We start from the raw sequence: 18708 nt of genomic DNA, 5'->3' as shown, positions 1-18708 counted from the left end.
TCATACACGCAAAGCATCGTCATCGGCCTGATCCTCATCCTCGCCGTCGCCTTCGACCGCTGGCTGAAATCGCGGGTAAGGCGGTGATCCAGGTCAGGTCGGCGGGACAGCACCCCCCTCTGTCCTGCCGGACATCTCCCCCTCAAGGGGGGAGATCGGATGTCGCTCCAGCTTTCGCCACTCTCCAAAGAAGCGCGCTTTCGGCGAAGCTGCCAATCTCCCCACTTGAGGGGGAGATGTCCGGCAGGACAGAGGGGGTGTTCAAGCGCAGCGGAGAGGGATAGGCAAGTTTCGCGCTGAGGAACAGAAGTAGTGAACCACTATCCCGTACCTCCCCGTAGTCGCGGCAATGCGCGCAAGATGCGCAAGGCCATGACGGATGCCGAGCTGAAGCTCTGGAATGAGGTCCGGGCGCATCGTCTCATGGGACTGCCATTTCGGCGCCAGATGCCCATCGCCGGCTTTATCGTCGATTTTGCCTGTCCGGACAAAAAACTCATTGTCGAGTTGGACGGCTCTCAGCATGCTGAGGCCGAAGCTTCGGCATCGGATGCAGCAAGAAGCGCGAGCCTTGAAGCGCTGGGCTGGACTATCCTGCGCTTCTGGAACGACGACGTCATTCGCGATATCGACAATGTCTGCCAGCACATAGTCATGACGGCCGGCGCGGATGTGCGCTGAACTCGGCCGTGCAGGATCGGCGGGACAGCACCTCTCTGTCCTGCCGAACATCTCCGCTCAAAAGGGGCAGGTTTCTGAGGCGAGGTGCCAATGACCCAAATAAGAACCATGACCGAACAGGACGTGCCCTCGGTATCGCGGCTGCTGGGCCAATCCTGGCGCCACACCTATTCGCCAATCCTGGGTGCCGAGACCACGGCACGGCTGTCGGATGAGAAGCACGCGCCGGAGCGGCTGGTGACCGAGCTCGGGGACGACAGCAAGATGTGGTTCGTAGCCGAGCGGGCGGACGGCTCGCTCGCCGGCTACGCGATGGCCGCGATGGGCAACAAGGGCGATGTCATGCTCGAGCGGCTCCATATCGACAAAAGCGAGTACGGCACCGGGCTGGCGGCCGATCTTTTGCACGCGGTTCTTGCAGCGCATGCGGGGATTCCCAGCATCGCGCTGGAGGTGATCGAGGGCAACGACCGGGCAATCGCCTTTTATCGCAAGCACGGCTTCGAAGTGGTCGAGCGCCGGCCGGCTGCACACGGGGTGGGCGGCCACGCCTCGCTGATTATGCGCCGGTTGCTACCGATGGCTTAGAGCGCTGTCGGCGAAGCTGCCAATTTCCCCACTAGAGCAGGCAATCGCGCATCCGCGCCGCGATCATTTACGCTCCTTCCTTGCCGGCTCCCACGCGTTGAGCCGACAAAAACATCAGCGTGTAGGCAGCCTTGCGGCGGTCCCAGCCGGCCGACTCGGCCATATCCAGCAGGCCGTCGACCAAAGGCGCCAGCGCCGCCCTGCAATCGGTTTCATAGTTGAAATCGTTCTTCGGGCGGGTCGGCGCCGCGATCTTCCCAAAACTGTCCGTCATATCCATGGCAACACCTGCTCAGCATTCGACCCGAACCGGCAAGCCCGTGCCCGCGTTGGCGGACACGGCCCATCTGCCGTTTCGAAATCTCGCTTTGAAAGCCTGATCTTAGAAGTCCATGCCGCCACCGCCGGGCATCGGAGGCATGGGCGTTTCCTTCTTCGGCTTCTCGGCCACCATCGCCTCGGTCGTCACCAGCAGTCCGGCAACAGAGGCGGCACCCTGCAGCGCAGTGCGAACGACCTTGGCCGGATCGATGACGCCCTGCCCGTACAGGTCGCCGAACTCGTTGGTCTGGGCGTTCCAGCCATAGCCGAAGTCGGTCGTCTCGCGCAGCTTGCCGACGATGATCGAACCTTCCGCACCGGCGTTCTCGGCGATCTGGCGCACCGGCGCTTCGATGGCGCGACGCACGATGTCGACACCGGTCTTCTGATCGGGATTGTCGACGACAACGTTATCGAGCGCCTTCGCCGCCCTCAGCAGCGCCACGCCGCCGCCGGGCAGGATACCCTCCTCGACCGCCGCGCGTGTGGCATGCATGGCGTCGTCGACGCGATCCTTGCGCTCCTTGACCTCGATCTCGGTCGAGCCTCCGACGCGGATGACGGCGACACCGCCAGCGAGCTTGGCTAACCGCTCCTGCAGCTTCTCGCGGTCGTAGTCGGAGGTGGTTTCCTCGATCTGCGCCTTGATTTGGCTGATGCGCGCCTGGATTTCATCCTTGCGGCCGGCACCGTCGACGATGGTGGTGTTCTCCTTCTCGATCAGCACCTTCTTGGCGCGGCCGAGCATCTCCAGCGTGACGTTCTCGAGCTTGATGCCGAGGTCTTCCGAGATCGCCGTGCCGCCGGTCAGGATGGCGATGTCTTCGAGCATGGCCTTACGGCGGTCACCGAAGCCCGGCGCCTTGACGGCCGCAACCTTCAGGCCGCCGCGCAATTTGTTGACGACCAGCGTCGCCAGCGCCTCGCCTTCGACGTCCTCGGCGATGATCAACAGCGGCTTGCCGGATTGCACGGCGGCTTCGAGCACAGGAAGCATGGCCTGCAGGTTGGACAGCTTCTTCTCGTGGATCAGCACATAGGGTTCTTCGAGTTCGACGCGCATCTTATCCTGGTTGGTGATGAAATAGGGCGAGAGGTAGCCACGGTCGAACTGCATGCCTTCGACCACTTCCAACTCAGTCTCAGCGGTCTTGGCTTCCTCGACAGTGATGACACCCTCATTGCCAACCCTTTCCATCGCCTCTGCGAGGAAGCGGCCGATCTCGGCATCGCCATTGGCAGAGATGGCGGCGACCTGGGCGATCTCGTCGTTCCTGGTCACCTTGCGGGCATTGGATTTCAGGTCGGCGACGACGGCGTCGACCGCCTTGTCGATGCCGCGCTTCAAATCCATCGGGTTCATGCCGGCAGCGACCGCCTTGGCCCCTTCCCTGACGATGGCCTGAGCAAGAATCGTCGCGGTCGTGGTGCCATCGCCTGCGGTGTCGCTGGTCTTCGAGGCGACCTCGCGCACCATCTGCGCGCCCATGTTCTCGAACTTGTCCTCGAGCTCGATTTCTTTGGCGACAGTCACGCCGTCCTTGGTGATGCGCGGCGCGCCGAACGACTTATCGAAGACGACATTGCGGCCCTTTGGACCGAGCGTTACCTTCACCGCATTGGCGAGAATATCGACGCCGCGCAGCATTTTCTCGCGGGCTTCGGTATGAAATTTCACATCTTTGGCAGCCATTGGATCACTCCTTCGAATAGGCAGCTTTTCGTTGACTGGAATGCTTGTTCAGGCCCCCCTCAGGCAGCCCTCTTCATCTCGCCGGCGCCCTCGATAACGCCCAGCACGTCGCTCTCTTTCATGATGAGCAGATCCTCGCCATTGAGCTTGATCTCGGTGCCGGACCATTTGCCAAACAGGATGCGGTCGCCGACCTTGACATCGAGCGGCTGCAATTGGCCGCTGTCGTCGCGCGCACCGGGGCCGGCGGCAATGACCTCGCCCTCCTGCGGCTTCTCCTTGGCAGTGTCGGGGATGATGATGCCGCCGGCGGTCTTCTCGTCGACCTCGATACGGCGGACCAGGATACGGTCGTGCAATGGACGGAACGTCATGTCGTTCTCCTCTCGGGACAAACAGATTTTCGAAGATCCTCCTGACCGGACCGGCAATATCGGCCCGGCACGGGGTGCGCGACCCCTTCATCAGGCATCGCGTGCATACGAACTAGTCGCGCTTTTTTCTGCTTTCAAGAGGGTCACGCAAAAATTTTAGCACTCGACCAATGAGAGTGCCAATGTACTGTAATTGCTTGCACATTCGTCGCTCTCCCGACGCGACTGGAACCTATGTGGAACAAGAGGCGTTTTCGCGGACGGAGATTTCAACGGAAGGAAGATTGCATGACTAGCAGGGACTTTCAGCTCCAGATGCAAGGGTTTGGCCTCACCACGGCGGAGATCCATTACCGCCTACCCGATCATCGAAGCCTGCTGCAGCTCTATATCTGGCAGGAATACGATATCGCCCCTGATTTCCCGACGCTGAAGCATTTCCTTGATTTCTGGGAGCGCGAGATCGAAGGCCCGTTGCATTCGGTGCGCGTCGCCCATCATCACCTGATCCAGCCCTCCGAATGGCGGGCCGTAAACGGCATCATCACCGTCCACTGAAGAGCAAGCCGGTTATTCCTCCTCGTCCGGCCCTTGCAGCAGTTCGATCAGCATCGCTACTCTTGCCGTCGGCAGCGGTCGGCCCTCGTTCACCAGCGCCTCGTCGGCGGCGATCCAGGCCAGGGCCTCACGCAATTCCTGGACCGTCCCGTCCGTCGCCGCAATGTCGGCGATGACGGCATCGTCGACCGGGCCCAGCACAGAAATGATCTCGTCGCGTGTCATGGTCAGCTCCATCTGCGAGTGCCGGGAATGGGCCCGGCAACACAAGAATCTGGGTCTTGACCTGCGGCAGACAATAACCGGCCGGGGGAAGTCGACGTTGGCGATTGAAGCCAGCTGGCGAAACCGCCAATCTCTCCACTAGAGGGACACTAGAGGGGGAGATTGGCAACTTCGCCGACGGCGCCTCTTTGCGAGATTGGCGCCACGTTCCGGCACAAGAAAACCACCGGGTCTTGACTTGCGGCGGACGACCACCAGATCGAAAGCACAGGTCGCCGAAATGGGGCCGGCGAACCCCGGGAGCGCCGGCTCTTGGAAGAGGGCAACTGTCGATGACCCGTTCTCCCGACGCTCCGGTTCCGCCTGACCAGGCACAGCAGGCCCTGCAGTGCCTGACGACCGAGCATTTCGTGCTGCAAAACGCCCGCGCGGCGACCATTCAGGAAGCGAACCAGCGAGCCGATCTGTTCCTGACCTCGGTCTCGAGCGCAGCCATTGCCTTGTCCTTCGTCGCGCAGGTCACGGAGATGGGCAGGCCGTTCGTGCTGTTCAGCCTGATTTTGCTGCCTTGCCTTTTCTTCATCGGCCTGGTCACCTTCGTGCGCGCCGTGCAGGTTGCCATCGAGGACATGGTGCACGCCCGCGGCATGGCCAGAATCCGCCACTATTTCGTCGAGCTGACGCCCGTCCTGCAAAAATACCTTGTCAATTCCACACATGACGATCCCTCGGCGGTGCTGGTCGACAAGGGCCTCAGGCCCTCACCGCTGCAATATTTCATGACCACCGCGGGGATGGTGGGCACGATCAATGGCGCCATCGCCGGCGTCTTCACCGGCATCGTTGTAAAGTCCGCGTTTGGCGGGGGCATGACGCCCGGCGTGATTTGCGGGCTGACGGTCTTCGCCGCATGCATTCTCGTCCTGCGGCGTTATCATAGTCGCGCCTGGGCGGCGGCCGAACAAAGCTTGCCCGCACTGTTCCCGGGCGACACGATCAAAGAGAGGACATAGCCGTCCGGCAAGTTTGCCGGAAAGTGGTGGGCGCCGCCCTTGCGTCTTGCGCGCCAATTGACCATCCTCGCCAACATCACTTTGCACCGCGGCCGGGGGGTTCGCACATGCCGACGCTTTATGCGCTGAAACCGGCCTTCCAGGCCAGGTTGCGGCCGCTTGCCGACGGACTGGCCAGGGCCGGCGTCACGGCCAACCAGATCACGCTGCTGGCCGCTGCCCTCTCGCTCGTCACCGGCCTTGTGGTGGCAGCCCTTGCCGGCCACCGCATGGTCTTTCTGCTGATGCCGCTCGTGCTGTTTACGCGAATGGCGCTGAACGCGATCGACGGCATGCTGGCAAGGGAACATGGCCAGGCCTCGAAGCTCGGCATGTATCTCAACGAGCTCTGCGATGTTGTCTCCGATCTCGCTTTGATCCTGGCCTTTGCCGTCATTTTTCCTGCCTGGGGCGTCGTTGCATTCGCTATCGCGGCGGTGATTGCGGAATTCGCCGGCGTGCTCGGCATCGCGGCCGGAGCGGGGCGCAACTATGCCGGCCCCTTCGGCAAAAGCGATCGGGCGCTGGCGCTTGGCATCCTCGCGGTGCTTATCGCGTCCGGCCTGTGGGTCCCGGCGCTCACGCCGCTCGTGTTTCCAGCCATGGCTACACTCTCGCTGGTGACCGCCATCAACCGGATACGCGGCGGCCTTAACGGGAGCGGCAGCTGAATTCCGGTCTCGCCAGGGAGAACAACATGCTTCACCAACAGACGGTTGCCGCCGTGGCTCCAGCCAACATCGAGCGGGTGGCGCAGGAGCGCAGCTTCAAGAGCCATGACGGCACCGAGATCTTCTATCGCTATTGGCCGGCGCCGTCGGAACACCGCAAGGGTGCCATCCTGCTGTTCCATCGCGGCCACGAGCATGGCGGCCGCATGGCGCATCTGGTCGACGAGCTCCAGATGCCCGACCACGCCTTCTATGCCTGGGACGCGCGTGGCAATGGCCGCTCCGCCGGCGAGCGCGGCTATGCGCCGTCGTTTGCCGCGCTGGTGCGCGACATCGATTGCTTCGTGCGCGAGATCGGCAGTGACGGCTTTGCCCGGCGCGATATAGCGTTGATCGCGCAATCCTTCGGCGCCGTGCTTGCCGCCGCCTGGGTGCACGACTATGCGCCTGACATTCGCGCCCTGGTGCTGGCCTCGCCGGCCTTCTCGGTCAAGCTCTACGTGCCCTTCGCCAAGCAAGGCATTGCGTTGTGGCAGAAGCTGAAGGGCCGTTTCTTCGTCAATTCCTACGTCAAGGCGAAATTCCTGACGCATGATCCCGAGCGCATCGCCTCCTTCGACGCCGACCCACTGATCACCCGGCCGATCGCCTCCAACATCCTGGTCGAACTCTACGACCACGCAGCGCGCATCGTCGCCGATGCCCGCGCCCTCACCGTGCCGACACAGCTTCTGATCTCCGGCAGCGACTGGGTGGTGCGGCATGGACCGCAGCACGAGTTTTTCGTCAATCTGGCGAGCCCGGCCAAGGAGCGGCATGTGCTGCCCGGCTTCTTCCACGACACTTTGGGCGAGCGCGACCGCCACAAGGCACTCGACCTGATCAGGCCTTTCCTCGAAAAGCAGTTCGCGGCGCCGGAAAAGCCGCTCGACCTGACCGGGGCCGACCGCGCCGGCTACACACGCGACGAGGCCGACCGGCTGGCCTCGCCGCTGCCGCTACTGTCACCCAAAGGTCTCTACTGGGCAATGAGCCGCGCCTCGATCCGCATGGGCGCATGGCTGTCGTCCGGCATGAAGACCGGGATTGCCACCGGCTTCGATTCCGGCTCGACGCTCGACTATGTCTACGAGAACGATGCGCGGGGCATCGGCCCCGGCGGCCGCATGATCGACCGCACCTTTCTCGATGCTATTGGCTGGCGCGGCATCCGCCAGCGCAAGCTGCATCTGCAAGAGCTGATCGGCAGTGCCGCTGAGACGCTGAAGGCCGCCGGCCGGCCGGTCCATATCGTCGATATCGCCGCCGGCCATGGCCGCTACGTGCTCGATGCTGTGCAGAAATGCGCCGAGCCGCCGGCCAGCGTGCGGCTGCAGGATTTCTCCGAGCTCAACATCTCGCTCGGCCGCAAGCTGATCGCCGAGCGCAAGCTGCCGGCGAGCGTCTCGTTCCATCAAGGTGACGCCTTCGACGCCACGATGCTGGCCGGCCTCGACCCGGCGCCGGATCTCGCCATCGTCTCGGGGCTCTACGAATTGTTTTCCGACAATGCCATGATCGCCCGCTCGCTCGGTGGACTGGCCGGCGCCATGCAGCCCGGAAGCCTGCTCGTCTACACCAACCAGCCCTGGCATCCGCAGCTCGAGATGATCGCGCGCAGCCTGACCTCGCATCGCGGCGGCCAGGCCTGGGTGATGCGCCGGCGCACGCAGGCCGAGATGGACCAGCTGGTGGCGGGCGCCGGATTCGAGAAGCTCGACCAGCGCATCGACCAGTGGGGCATCTTCACCGTTTCGATCGCCCGGCGCGTCTGAGCATGGACTTGCCTGCCTCTGCCTTGCCTCGCGATGCCCCTGCCCTTCCGGCCTTGCCGCGCGAGCCGTATCCCGGGATAGTCCTGCGCGCCGCGCTGTGGCTGGCATTTCTGGCGCCGTTCTTCTACTCCACCTACGGCTTCGCCAACTGGCTGGCGTCGCGGCGCGACGATGTCGGCAGCATCGTCTTCGGCTGGGAGCATGGCATCCCGTTCCTTGCCTGGACGATCGTGCCCTACTGGTCGATCAATCTACTCTACGGCCTGTCGCTGCTGTTGAACAATTCGAAGAACGGCGTCGACCGCCTCGCCGGCCGCTATCTGACGGCGCAGATCATCGCCGTCGCCTGCTTTATCCTGTTCCCGCTGACGGCGACCTTCGTGCGTCCGCAGACAAGCGGCCTGCCCGGTTTCATGTTCGCCGTGCTCGGCGGCTTCGACAAGCCCTTCAACCAGGCGCCGTCGCTGCACATCGCACTACTGGTCATCATCTGGGACCATTGGCGTCACAGGTTGACCGGCATCGCCGGCGCCGCCTGGCATGTCTGGTGTTTCCTGATCGGCGCCTCGGTGCTGACGACGTGGCAGCACCATTTCATCGACATTCCGACCGGCGCGCTGCTCGGCCTTTTCGCTCTGTGGCTGTTTCCGCGCGACGGCGAGCTGCCATTCGACGGCTTCCGCCTGAGCGTTGACCCGAAAGCGCGGCGGCTGGCGCTGTTCTATGCGCTCGGAGCAAGCCTTGCGCTGGCCAGTGCCGCTGCCGGCGCGTTGGTCTCGGCGCTGTGGCTCATCCTGTTGTGGCCGGCACTGGCGCTGGCCATCGTCGCTTTCGCCTATGCCGGCGCCGGCGCCAAAGTGTTCCAGAAAACAGCTGATGGCCGCGTGTCGCTGGCCAGCCGTCTCCTGCTTTGGCCCTACCGCCTTGTTGCCAGGGTCAATGTGTGGGCGTGGACGCGAAAGCTTCCAGCGCAGATCGTCATCTCCGACGGTGTTTGCCTCGGCCGTTTTCCGACCGCCGCCGAGGCCGACGCCTTCGGCACGGTGGTCGATCTTGCCGGCGAATTGGAAAGGCCGCGTGGCGCCTCGATCCGCTGGGTGAGCCTGCCCATGGTCGACCTTTTGCCGCCGTCTCGCGAGGCGCGTGCGCAAGCGGTGGCGGCGATCGAGACGGCGCGGGGCCAGGGCACGGTGCTGGTCTGCTGTGCGCTTGGCTTCCAGCGCAGCGCCGCCGTCGTCGCCGAATGGCTGGTCGCCAGCGGCCGGGCCGACACGCCGGCTCAGGCGCGAGGCAAGCTCGCCGCCGCGGGCCGGCCGGTGCATCTTGGCGTGGACGCACCGGCATGACCGCCTTTCGAGATAGGGCCGAGACGTTCGCCGCCGGGCTGATGGTGCAGGTGGCATGGCCGCTGCTGCTGGTTGCCGCTGCCTTGCTGGCGGCGCCGGTCGTCGGCCTGGCGGCAGTGCCGCAAACATCGTCGCTGTCGGCGGTAGCCTGGCTGATCGCCGCAGCGGGTGCCATAGCCACAATCATTCTCTCGGCCCTGCTTTTGTTCGACGCGCTGCTGTTCCGGCTGATGGCCAGCCACGCCAGCGAGGCAGGCGGCGGTGCCGCGGTCGACGATGTGCTGGCGCGCATGCGGCTGAAACCCACGGCGGCCGGCGGCCGCTCGCTCGACCAGCGGATAGCCGGCACGCGCCGCCTGCTTGCCAAGCAGCGTATCACGTTCGGCCTGTTCGCGGCGGCCTCGGTCGTCGCGGCATTCTTTTGAGCCCGTACATGTCAAAGCTTCGTGTCAGCACCTATACCTTGCTGCAGACGGTGACCTCGGTCGGCCTGTCGGCGCTGGCCTGGGCGGTCACCGGCGTGCGGCCGATCTGGAACGGCAGCCAGCCATCGGACCGGCAGCGCATCTACTTCGCCAACCATGCCAGCCACGGCGATTTCATCCTGCTGTCGGCCTGCCTCAGCGAGAAGGAACGCGCCAGTACCCATGCGGTGGCCGCCGCCGATTATTGGGGCAAGACGCGGCTGCGCCGTTTCATTGCCGAGGACATGCTGTCTTCCGTGCTGATCCACCGGCAGTGGACGGATGAAACGCAGCACCCGATCTCGATCATGCTGTCAGTGCTCGATCAGGGCCATTCGCTGATCCTGTTTCCCGAAGGCACGCGCAACATGACCGACGAACCGCTGCTGCCGTTCCGCTCCGGCCTCTACAATCTGTCGATGGCGCGGCCCGATGTCGAACTCATCCCGTGCTGGATTGAGAACATGTCGCGGGTGCTGCCCAAGGGGCAATTCGTGCCGGTGCCGCTGCTTTGCCGTGTCGTCTTCGGCGCGCCGATCGCTATTCAACCGGGTGAGGAACGCCGCGCCTTTCTCGACCGTGCCCGCGAAACGCTGCTGGCGCTGAACCCCCGGCCGCAACGAGACGATTGAGGACCAAGGCAAAATGCTGCCGATGATGCACGAAACCCTCATTCTGATTGTCGGCCTACTGGCGGTGCTGATCAGCGCCAGCGTCGTCGCCGGCGTCTTGTCATGGCGCGCGCCAAAACCGTTGTCGCCGACGCTGGTCAACCTCACCCAGCGCATCAATGCCTGGTGGGTGATGGTGGTGGCGATCACCGTTGCCTTCTTCTTCGGCCGCCCCGGCATGACCATCCTGTTCGCGCTGATTTCCTTCGCCGCTCTGCGCGAATTCGTGACGCTGACACACAGCCGCCGCAGCGACCACTGGGTGCTGCTCGGCATGTTCGGCATCGTCATCCCGTTCCAGTACTGGCTGGTGTGGACCGCCTGGTACGGGCTCTTCACCATCTTCATCCCGGTCTACTGCTTCCTGCTGATGCCGGCGATCACCGCACTGCACGGCGACACCGAACGCTTTCTCGAGCGCGTCTCGGCGCAGCAATGGGCGGTCATGATCTCGGTCTACTGCGTCAGCCACGTGCCGGCGCTGCTAACACTCGAAGTACCCGGTTTCGAAGGCCGCAACCTGTTGCTGATCGCCTTCCTGATCGTCACCGTGCAAGGCAGCGACGTGCTGCAATATATCTTCGGCAAACTGTTCGGCCGCCACCTCCTGGCGCCGACGGTCTCGCCGTCGAAGACCTGGGAGGGACTGGTCGGCGGGCTGGCGGCATCGAGCCTGCTCGGCGCGCTGCTGTCGTTCCTGACGCCGTTTTCGCCGCTGCAGGCGGCCGGCGTCGCTCTGGTCGCCTGCCTGATGGGATTCTTCGGCGGGCTGGTCGCCTCCGCCATCAAGCGCGATCAGGGCGTCAAGGACTGGGGCCACCTGATCGAAGGCCATGGCGGCATGATGGACCGTGCCGACAGCCTGGTCTTCGCCGCCCCGGTGTTCTTTCATACGGTGCGCTATTTCTGGACAGTATGAGGGTTGGCGCCGTTTGCCGCGGCACCGTCCGGACGGTTCAGCGCGACTTTGCGAAGATAACCTGATCCGTTTCGTTATTACCGTTTTCGCGAAAACGGTAATAACCCCACTGCCGCGGTCGTTGGCCGCGCTCATTTTGCCGCGGCGAGCGGCTCTTTCTTGCGCGCCTGCGCCAGGCGGCGCATGCGGCGTTTGGCGGTGGTCTTCAGCGCCACCGGCGGATTGCTGGACAACGCACCGAGCACCGCACCGACCATTCCGTGTGCGACGAAATCAGCGTTGATCTCATTGGCCAATTTGGCGGCTGCCTCCTGGTTGTCACTGTCGGGTTCCGACCACAACACGATACCCACCCGCAACCTTGGTTTGGCGCGTTTCAGCCGACGGACCAGGAACCGGCCGTGCTTGACGGAATTCCGGTTCAAAAATCCGACGACGGCGGTATCGATAGCGTCGAGCTCAAGGCGGCGAATGCTCCCCGGTTCCATATCGGCGAAGCTCGCTCTCAACACCGTGGCGCCCTGGACTTCGAGCACCTGTGCCAGCATGGCGGCAGCCGCGTCGTCGAGTTCGCCGCGCCCTCCGGCGCACAGCACCGACATGCCCGTGCCATCCGGTAGTTCGGTGTCGTCCCCGCCCTGAACCTCCCCCTGAACCTGCTTGTCCTCGCGTGAGCCGTTGTCCTCGGCCGCGGCAGTGTCGCCCGCTTCCGCCTCCTCCTGCGCGCTGTCGTCGAGGTTCGCCACCATCGTCAGCGCGCTGCCCGCGACCTGCTGTCGTTGCTCATCGCTCAACACACCACGCACACGGTCCTGCTCGCCGAGCAGAAGTGCGGGAATCGCGACCTTGTCGTAGAACTCGACCAGATATTCTTCCTCCAGCATCTCCTCGGCATGGTCCGTCGCTTCCTCGGGATCGCCGGCCAGCAGCCGCTGGTAAAGCCGGGCGTGCGGTTCGAGCACGGGTTCGTTGCCGAACAGAACGTCGAGGAATTCGAACTGCGGCACATGTCGGCCGAGCACGACGAGGCAGACCGTGAGCGGCGTCGACAGAACGAGGCCCAATGGCCCCCAGAGCCAGGTCCAGAAGATCGCCGCAACGATAATAGCCAATGGCGACAGCCCGGTGCGCGAGCCATAGAGCCAGGGTTCGATCACGTTGCCGGTGATCAGTTCCACCACCACGAAAAGCCCGGCGGTCCATAGCACGAGCGACCAGCCGGGCGCCACGGCTAGCGCCAGGAACAGAGGCAGCAGCGTCGCGATAACCGGGCCGATATAGGGAACGAAGCGCAGCGCCAGCGCCAGCAAACCCCACAGCAATGGATTGGGTATGCCCAGCAGCCAAAGTCCGATTGCAATCGGAACGGCATAGACGATGTTCACGACCAATTGCATGAGCAGATAGCGGCCGACGCGCTTGCCGGCATCCTGCAGCGCCTCGGTGGTTCGATGCAGATCGCCGTAGCCGACGAGGCGTATGAAGCGATCGCGCAGGTCCTCCCGCTCAAGCAGCATGAATATGACCACCACGACGATCAGTCCGGCCGATGCCAGCGGACTCAGCAGCGGGCCGATCAGATTCTGGAGAACCTCCAGCGGTCGTTCGCGCGCGACGATTTCGACCGGGATCGGCTCCCGCAGAGGCTGATCGGCGGCGGGTTGCGCGGGTTCCGGTCTGTCGAGTTCCTGGCCGACGCGTTCGATCACCCGGCTCAATCTGGAAACGATGCCTCCGCCGACGCCGGATTCCTTGAGCGACCGGACCTTGGCCAGGATATTCGCCTGGTAAAGCGGGATGTTCTGCGCCAGTTCACTGACCTGCGTGGCGACTATGAAGGAGAACAGCGCCAGCACCGTGAATGCGCCGAGCACGCTGGCGATCACGGCAGGAAGACGCGGAATGCCGGCTCGCTTGAGTGCCGACACCATGGGCACAAGCGCAAAGGTAAGCAGCAGGGCGATTGCGATCGGCAGAAAGACCTCGCGCCCGAAATAGAGCGCCGCGACGGCCGTCACGACCGACGCTACGCTGGGCAACGATGTGCGCGGAAGCGCCCTGGCCGCGGTAACAATGCTCGCTCGCCGGGTCTCCGACAGGTGCGCGCCGTTTCGACTATTTGCCGCCACTTGATACCTCCGCCCCGCCATCGCCATGATCGGGCATATTGAGCCGGCGTGCAACTTCGCAGCCTCTCCTACAGCGAAGCTTTGATTTGCCGTCGTTTGGCTTGCTGCCGGCAGCGCGGCAATTCCGTCACGGTAGAATTTTTTGCATAAATGGCGGCACCAGCAATCCTGTTCCATGCTTGCGCCAGAACGTGGAACTTTTGGGTCAAAACGCCGTTCCTTCGTAGATCGCTAATGGACAACCTCAAGGCAGCAGCTCAGGAGGAATGATCATGAACATCAAGATGCTTTGCATGGGCGCGATGGCGCTTTCAATGATGACCGGCGCAGCGCTTGCCGCCGGTGCCACTGGCACTTCGGCGCTCGACGATCCGCAGAAAATGTCGCCCTTCTTCACCGATGCCGGCATGAAGACCATGAAGCCGGCAGCCGAATTCAAGACCGCATGGATGGCCATGTCCAAAGAGGACCAGGCGATGATGATGAAGGAATGCGGCGACGAGGCCATTGCCAAGGAGCATGACGATTTCTGCAAGATGACCAAGCAACTCGGCGGCGCCAACTAGGCAGGTCGGTTCAGCACAATCGCAGTGGCGGGCAGATGCCCGCCATCTTCATTTTGGGACCTTCGGTTCAGTCGGGCGCAAACGTCAATCGCACTATTCGGCGTCAGCCGATCCTGACGACGAAGTGCTTGGTCACCGGCTCGATGATCTTCCACGTCCCCTTGAAATCGGCTTCCACCACGAAGGCATCGCCGGGGCCGACTTCGACAGGCGCGCCGCCGTCGGGCGTGATGACGATACGGCCGGCTATCATGTGCACGAACTCATAGTCGCTGTAGGTCGCGTGATAGGTGCCCGGGCTCGCCTGCCAGGTCCCCGACATGACCTTGCCGTCCTCGGTAATGTGCTGGACGGCGGTCTTCATGGTCGGCTCGCCTTCGACCACGACCCATCCCGCGAGATCGCCGGTCTCGGCGTTCTCGACGGCGCCGAATTTGAGGATGGTCTTGTCTGTCATGGTCGGCTCCGTCTTGAATTGTGCCGGGATGGCTGCCGGTCAATAGCTGATGCACCTGACCCCGGCAACGCGGCTTGACCCGGCCGCTTGACCTCCCCGCCAACCGTGGGATAGGCTGGGGACTGGCCCAACCACCTCCGCACCGGAGCCCCGCGAAAGACCTGCCATGACGGACACGATCGTAAGAGACAGCAATGGCACGGCGCTGCACGAGGGCGACTCCGTGACCCTGATCAAGGATCTCAAGGTCAAAGGCACCTCGGAGACGATCAAGCGCGGCATGCTGGTGAAGAACATTCGCGTCACCGGCAATCCCGGCGAGATCGAATGCAGCACCAGGCAGGTAAAGGGCCTGGTGCTGAAGACCGAGTTTTTGAAAAAGGCGTGATTGCCTCGGCACCCTTCGCTTCGCTTCAATATCAATCGCTCTCATGACTGAACCGCTCATGTGAGTGAATCGCCCACGCCAGGAGTTGGAGGAGCCGCGCCCTCCCCCTATGTTGCACTGCGTTAGATTTGTTGCATTGCAATATCAGCGCATCGGGTCGAGCCTCTGCGAGGTGGGTATTCCTTGCACGAGGTGACTGTGTCGGCATCATTTCGGCCTGACATCGAAGGGCTGCGCGCGCTGGCGGTGGCGGGTGTCATTGCCTTTCATTTTGGTCTCTCCGGTCTGCCCGGCGGCTTTGCCGGCGTCGACATCTTCTTCGTCATCTCCGGCTACCTGATTACAAAACACCTGGTTACGGAAATCACCGAAACCGGGCGGCTGAATCTCTGGCGCTTCTACGCCCGGCGCGCCCGGCGCCTGTTGCCGGCGGCACTGTTCGTCATCCTCGCCACGCTGTTCGCGGGTTATTTCATCCTGTCGCCGGAGGAACAGGCGCTCTATTCGAAAGGCGCCATGTTCGCCTCCGCCTACATGATCAACCTCTGGCTGATCCGCTGGTCGTTTGACTATTTCGCCGCCGACGCCACCAACAACCCTTTCATCCACTTCTGGTCGCTCTCGGTCGAGGAACAGTTCTACCTGGCATGGCCGGCGCTGCTTCTTGCCGCCGCATGGCTGCGCCCAGGCAAGCGCACCGCTATAATCGTCATCGGCGTCGCAGGCCTAGCCTCCTTCGCCGCCTGCGCCTGGCTGACCGAAGTGTCGCAGCCTTGGGCCTTTTACTTCTCGCCGCTCAGGGCCTGGGAATTCGCCGCCGGCGGCCTCGCCACCATGGCGCCAGCAAGGATCTGGCGCGACCGGCCGCTGCTGGCCACCCTCCAGGCATGCCTCGGGCTGGCGCTGATCGCGTGGGCCTATCTGATGCTGGACGAAGACTCGCCCTTTCCCGGGGTGAATGCGCTGGCGCCTGTCGCCGGCACCGTGCTGCTGCTGCTCAGCGGCAGCGGCCGCAACCTGCCAAGCGCCGTGCTGGCGCTGGCGCCCCTGCAATGGCTGGGCCGGCTTTCCTATTCGCTCTACCTCTGGCATTGGCCGGTCATCGTCTATGCGGCGATGATGGTTCCCAACCTGTCCACGCTTGACCGGCTTGCCTGCGCGGCGCTGACGCTGCTTCTGTCGATGTTCACCTATCATTTCATCGAGAACCCGATCCGCCGCAACGGCTGGCTGATGGCCGGAGCGGCGCGGGCGCTGGTGCCCGCCGTCGCGCTGACCGGCGCCGGCGTGGTCGCGGCCTATGGCAATGCGCGCTTTGCCGAGCACAATCTCAGCCCCGAACAGCACGTCATCGCCGACAGCGCCGCGCAGCTCTCCACCGTGCGCGCGAGCGACGGCGGCTGCGTGCTCGATTTCGAGACCGTCAAGCCGAAACCCTGCATGTTCGGCCGCAAGGACGCCCAGCGCTCGGTCGTGCTGTTCGGCGACTCGCATGCCGACCATTGGTCGACGCCGCTGATCAAGGCGGCCGAGAAGAACAACTTTCGCGTCGTCACCTTTCTCAAATCCTCCTGCCGGGCTTCGCGGGTGACGACCTGGAATTGGCGGCTGAAGCGCGACTACACCGAGTGCGACCAATGGCGCCAGCAGTCGGTCAAGGACATCATCGCGCTCAATCCGCAACTGGTGGTGATCTCGGAATTCTCGATCGGCAATGTGATCAAGGAATCGCCCGAGGAGTTAAAGCACGCCGATTGGCAAGAGCAGTGGCGGACGGGCCTGACCTGGACGCTTCAAGCATTCAGCCAGGCCGGCATCAAGGTCGCGGTCATCAGGGACGTGCCCTACAATGCAAGCTACGCCGACAAATGCGTGGCGCGGGCGCTGTGGCGGGGACAGACGCCCGCGACATGCGATACGCCGAGGATCATGGCGGCAAATGACGACATCGCCACGATCGAGCGCGACATCGTGCGCTCGACACCCAACGCCAGCTATATCGACATGACCGACCGCTTCTGCGACCAGACCACCTGCCACGTCTTCATCGACGGCAAACTCGCCTTCCGCGACCGCCACCATCTGGCAACGCCTTTTGCCGAGACGCTGGAGCCGGCGGTGGAGCGGGCGCTGTTTTCGGATGTGATGGCAGCGGCTGTGAAGTAACGGCGCCGGCAGCCTTTCCCTCCGAAATCCTTCAGGCGGGCTTTGGTGCCACGTTGACCGACACGGCAACCATGCGGGGTTAGCTAAGGATGAGACCCGCCAGGAAAACCGTAAGGATAAGCGACAGCGGAACTGCAAGAAGGCAGCACAGCTCGAAAGTATTGGCTCGCCAAGAAGTCATTGGTCGCTTTTCCATGTTGGCCTCCTCCCTCAACGGCCAGACCGGGATGGCGGTTCCGCTTAGATGGTGCTCATCCCCACCACTCATCATGCAATTGGCGCAACTCGTTCCGCTTCCTGGTTATCCATCGTGCACGCGCCAGATGTGTCGCCCACGCCCGGAAAGCCCTGTCCGGCTCCTGCTCCGGATCAATGTGCAGAACGATGCGGGCGACCTCACGCCAATCGGTCCCTTCAGCCGACGCGTCGAGCAGCCTGATGTAAGTAAGCATGCGATCTTCGTCATAACCGGTCGGCACTGAAGACGTCGGCGCTGCGTTCGCGATATGAGAGTTTGGCTGCTTTGGCATTGCGACCTACCAGCAATGGCGCACCGTAGCAGCCTATGAAGAAGCCGGCGCCCTTTGATCGGAGGATGCGGATCGAGATTCGCCTCGACGGTCGGCAAATGCGGGCCTCAGGCGGGAGTTTCGCCGCCCAGGAGGGCCACGCCTCATCACATCGCGATTGGGTCGATGCATTCCATGTATTTTAGTGGAACCTAATTTAGTTGGCGCAATTATGCATGCGTGAAAAAGCGTGAAATCCAGACTGTCACTGAAAGCTGGCTATCGCGAGATCAGTTGGCCGATGATCCAGTGATTGCCGTCGATTTGACCGAACGAATATTACAGGCGGCCGAAAACGACAGGATCGTCTGCCTCGTCGTGGCAACGGAGCAGCTGGAAACCGACGGCATCGAGAAAGCGGAACCTCAGGAGACCAGGATTGCCGCAAGTTTCGTCCGGGACTTTGAGGTGATGCTGCTTGTTCTTTATGCGGCCTACGCCCTCGCTGTGCTGGGCGCGACGGCTTTCGTTTTGCTGGAACTGGGCCATGTTCTGTAGATCGGCAAGGTGACGGGACTGGCGCTGGCCAATTTGTCGCTGTTTGACGGGATACATAGGGCGCGGACCACAACCCGCTCGGGGCTTGCGTCGGCGGCCCCACCCTGGCGCACAGCCAGACGCGTTTTCGCCCCCGCCGGCGCTAATTTGGGGCTCTCGGTTCGTGGCATCTTGCAAATTTGTGGAACGAGCCTGCCCCTCGGGGGTTTTTCTATTAGAGGGACGTTAAAGAAGGAGGTAGCTATGAAGAAGCTCCTGCTTGCCTCGGTGATCGCCATCGCCTCGGCGGCTTCCGTGATCGGCCCGGCCAATGCCGGCGGTAGTGTCACGATCGGCATCGGCAACGGCTATGACGACGACTATTATTATCGCCATCATCGGTATTCCGATTACGACGATGAGTACGTCCCCCGTTACCGCTATGACGTCTATGACGAGGACTACAGGCCACGCTACCGGTATCACCGGCGCTGCCACACGGAAGTCGTCAAGCACTGGCGTCATCACCACCGGGTTATCGAAAGAATCCGTGTCTGCCGTCGTTGACGGATCGATCCG

The 18708-nt window shown here is 63.1% G+C and carries 22 protein-coding genes; 15 read left to right on the top strand and 7 right to left on the bottom strand.

The genetic code is table 11. The annotated features are described in order from the left end of the window. The first annotated feature begins 312 nt into the window (after positions 1 to 312). Together NKH89_RS20440 and NKH89_RS20435 are read left to right on the top strand one after the other, a co-directional pair. Positions 313 to 681, top strand: coding sequence for an endonuclease domain-containing protein (locus tag NKH89_RS20440; protein ID WP_352496058.1), 369 nt, complete (start codon positions 313 to 315; stop codon positions 679 to 681). A 108-nt stretch (positions 682 to 789) separates the two neighbouring features. Next, complete coding sequence (locus tag NKH89_RS20435; RefSeq protein WP_023718106.1) at positions 790 to 1269, top strand: GNAT family N-acetyltransferase; 480 nt, start codon at positions 790 to 792, stop codon at positions 1267 to 1269. Between the two features lie 67 nt (positions 1270 to 1336). Here the strand turns inward: NKH89_RS20435 and NKH89_RS20430 are convergent, their stop codons facing one another. The 3 genes from NKH89_RS20430 to NKH89_RS20420 form a co-directional block, all read right to left on the bottom strand. Further along, on the bottom strand, positions 1337 to 1549 hold the full coding sequence (locus NKH89_RS20430; RefSeq protein WP_023718105.1) for a hypothetical protein: 213 nt from the start codon (positions 1547 to 1549) through the stop codon (positions 1337 to 1339). Positions 1550 to 1651: 102 nt separating this feature from the next. Next, positions 1652 to 3283 carry a chaperonin GroEL gene (gene groL / locus NKH89_RS20425; protein ID WP_023718104.1) on the bottom strand — a complete coding sequence of 544 codons (1632 nt, stop codon included), beginning with the start codon at positions 3281 to 3283 and terminating at the stop codon, positions 1652 to 1654. 59 nt (positions 3284 to 3342) lie between these two features. Then, positions 3343 to 3657 carry a co-chaperone GroES gene (locus NKH89_RS20420; protein WP_023718103.1) on the bottom strand — a complete coding sequence of 105 codons (315 nt, stop codon included), beginning with the start codon at positions 3655 to 3657 and terminating at the stop codon, positions 3343 to 3345. A gap of 288 nt (positions 3658 to 3945) precedes the next feature. Here NKH89_RS20420 and NKH89_RS20415 point away from each other — a divergent pair, with 288 nt between their 5' ends. Next, entirely contained in the window at positions 3946 to 4215 is a 270-nt protein-coding gene (locus tag NKH89_RS20415; protein WP_023718102.1) for an usg protein, read from the top strand. A gap of 12 nt (positions 4216 to 4227) precedes the next feature. Here NKH89_RS20415 and NKH89_RS20410 read toward each other — a convergent pair whose 3' ends face one another. Beyond that, positions 4228 to 4440, bottom strand: a complete 213-nt coding sequence (locus NKH89_RS20410) for a hypothetical protein (protein ID WP_292664633.1) — start codon at positions 4438 to 4440, stop codon at positions 4228 to 4230. Between the two features lie 104 nt (positions 4441 to 4544). Here NKH89_RS20410 and NKH89_RS20405 point away from each other — a divergent pair, with 104 nt between their 5' ends. From NKH89_RS20405 to NKH89_RS20375, 7 genes are all read left to right on the top strand, one after another. Continuing rightward, positions 4545 to 5453: a hypothetical protein gene (locus NKH89_RS20405; RefSeq protein WP_352909664.1), complete on the top strand. Its 909-nt coding sequence runs from the start codon at positions 4545 to 4547 to the stop codon at positions 5451 to 5453. A 107-nt stretch (positions 5454 to 5560) separates the two neighbouring features. Next, complete coding sequence (locus NKH89_RS20400; RefSeq protein WP_352909663.1) at positions 5561 to 6163, top strand: CDP-alcohol phosphatidyltransferase family protein; 603 nt, start codon at positions 5561 to 5563, stop codon at positions 6161 to 6163. Between the two features lie 26 nt (positions 6164 to 6189). Further along, complete coding sequence (locus tag NKH89_RS20395) at positions 6190 to 7977, top strand: bifunctional alpha/beta hydrolase/class I SAM-dependent methyltransferase (RefSeq protein WP_352909661.1); 1788 nt, start codon at positions 6190 to 6192, stop codon at positions 7975 to 7977. A gap of 2 nt (positions 7978 to 7979) precedes the next feature. Continuing rightward, positions 7980 to 9323, top strand: coding sequence for a phosphatase PAP2/dual specificity phosphatase family protein (locus tag NKH89_RS20390; RefSeq protein WP_352909660.1), 1344 nt, complete (start codon positions 7980 to 7982; stop codon positions 9321 to 9323). Beyond that, the gene (locus NKH89_RS20385; protein ID WP_031195380.1) at positions 9320 to 9748 is read left to right on the top strand and encodes a hypothetical protein; all 429 of its coding nucleotides are present in this window, start codon (positions 9320 to 9322) and stop codon (positions 9746 to 9748) included. Before NKH89_RS20390 ends, NKH89_RS20385 begins: the two co-directional genes overlap by 4 nt. An 8-nt stretch (positions 9749 to 9756) precedes the next feature. Next, on the top strand, positions 9757 to 10419 hold the full coding sequence (locus NKH89_RS20380) for a lysophospholipid acyltransferase family protein (protein ID WP_023722954.1): 663 nt from the start codon (positions 9757 to 9759) through the stop codon (positions 10417 to 10419). A 22-nt stretch (positions 10420 to 10441) separates the two neighbouring features. Next, on the top strand, positions 10442 to 11377 hold the full coding sequence (locus NKH89_RS20375) for a phosphatidate cytidylyltransferase (RefSeq protein WP_352481711.1): 936 nt from the start codon (positions 10442 to 10444) through the stop codon (positions 11375 to 11377). 131 nt (positions 11378 to 11508) lie between these two features. Here NKH89_RS20375 and NKH89_RS20370 read toward each other — a convergent pair whose 3' ends face one another. Next, the gene (locus tag NKH89_RS20370; RefSeq protein ID WP_502896919.1) at positions 11509 to 13533 is read right to left on the bottom strand and encodes an AI-2E family transporter; all 2025 of its coding nucleotides are present in this window, start codon (positions 13531 to 13533) and stop codon (positions 11509 to 11511) included. A 245-nt stretch (positions 13534 to 13778) separates the two neighbouring features. Here NKH89_RS20370 and NKH89_RS20365 point away from each other — a divergent pair, with 245 nt between their 5' ends. Then, complete coding sequence (locus NKH89_RS20365) at positions 13779 to 14072, top strand: hypothetical protein (protein WP_352481646.1); 294 nt, start codon at positions 13779 to 13781, stop codon at positions 14070 to 14072. 103 nt (positions 14073 to 14175) lie between these two features. Here the strand turns inward: NKH89_RS20365 and NKH89_RS20360 are convergent, their stop codons facing one another. Further along, positions 14176 to 14529 (bottom strand): cupin domain-containing protein, encoded by a 354-nt coding sequence (locus NKH89_RS20360; protein ID WP_023722949.1) that lies wholly within the window; start codon positions 14527 to 14529, stop codon positions 14176 to 14178. Between the two features lie 166 nt (positions 14530 to 14695). On the opposite strand from NKH89_RS20360, the gene NKH89_RS20355 reads away from it, so the two are divergent. Both NKH89_RS20355 and NKH89_RS20350 read left to right on the top strand, forming a co-directional pair. After that, positions 14696 to 14917 (top strand): alkylphosphonate utilization protein, encoded by a 222-nt coding sequence (locus NKH89_RS20355; RefSeq protein WP_352788208.1) that lies wholly within the window; start codon positions 14696 to 14698, stop codon positions 14915 to 14917. 198 nt (positions 14918 to 15115) lie between these two features. Further along, positions 15116 to 17083 (top strand): acyltransferase family protein, encoded by a 1968-nt coding sequence (locus tag NKH89_RS20350; protein WP_031195376.1) that lies wholly within the window; start codon positions 15116 to 15118, stop codon positions 17081 to 17083. A 251-nt stretch (positions 17084 to 17334) separates the two neighbouring features. Here NKH89_RS20350 and NKH89_RS20345 read toward each other — a convergent pair whose 3' ends face one another. Further along, complete coding sequence (locus NKH89_RS20345; RefSeq protein ID WP_023722946.1) at positions 17335 to 17535, bottom strand: hypothetical protein; 201 nt, start codon at positions 17533 to 17535, stop codon at positions 17335 to 17337. Between the two features lie 297 nt (positions 17536 to 17832). On the opposite strand from NKH89_RS20345, the gene NKH89_RS20340 reads away from it, so the two are divergent. Together NKH89_RS20340 and NKH89_RS20335 are read left to right on the top strand one after the other, a co-directional pair. Then, the gene (locus NKH89_RS20340; RefSeq protein ID WP_031195373.1) at positions 17833 to 18150 is read left to right on the top strand and encodes a hypothetical protein; all 318 of its coding nucleotides are present in this window, start codon (positions 17833 to 17835) and stop codon (positions 18148 to 18150) included. Positions 18151 to 18393: 243 nt separating this feature from the next. Next, positions 18394 to 18696: a hypothetical protein gene (locus NKH89_RS20335; RefSeq protein WP_352457316.1), complete on the top strand. Its 303-nt coding sequence runs from the start codon at positions 18394 to 18396 to the stop codon at positions 18694 to 18696. Positions 18697 to 18708 lie beyond the last annotated feature (12 nt).

It is taken from the genome of Mesorhizobium sp. M0923, from assembly GCF_040319365.1.
GTDB lineage: Bacteria > Pseudomonadota > Alphaproteobacteria > Rhizobiales > Rhizobiaceae > Mesorhizobium.
This window is presented reverse-complemented; position numbering and strand designations above follow the sequence as displayed.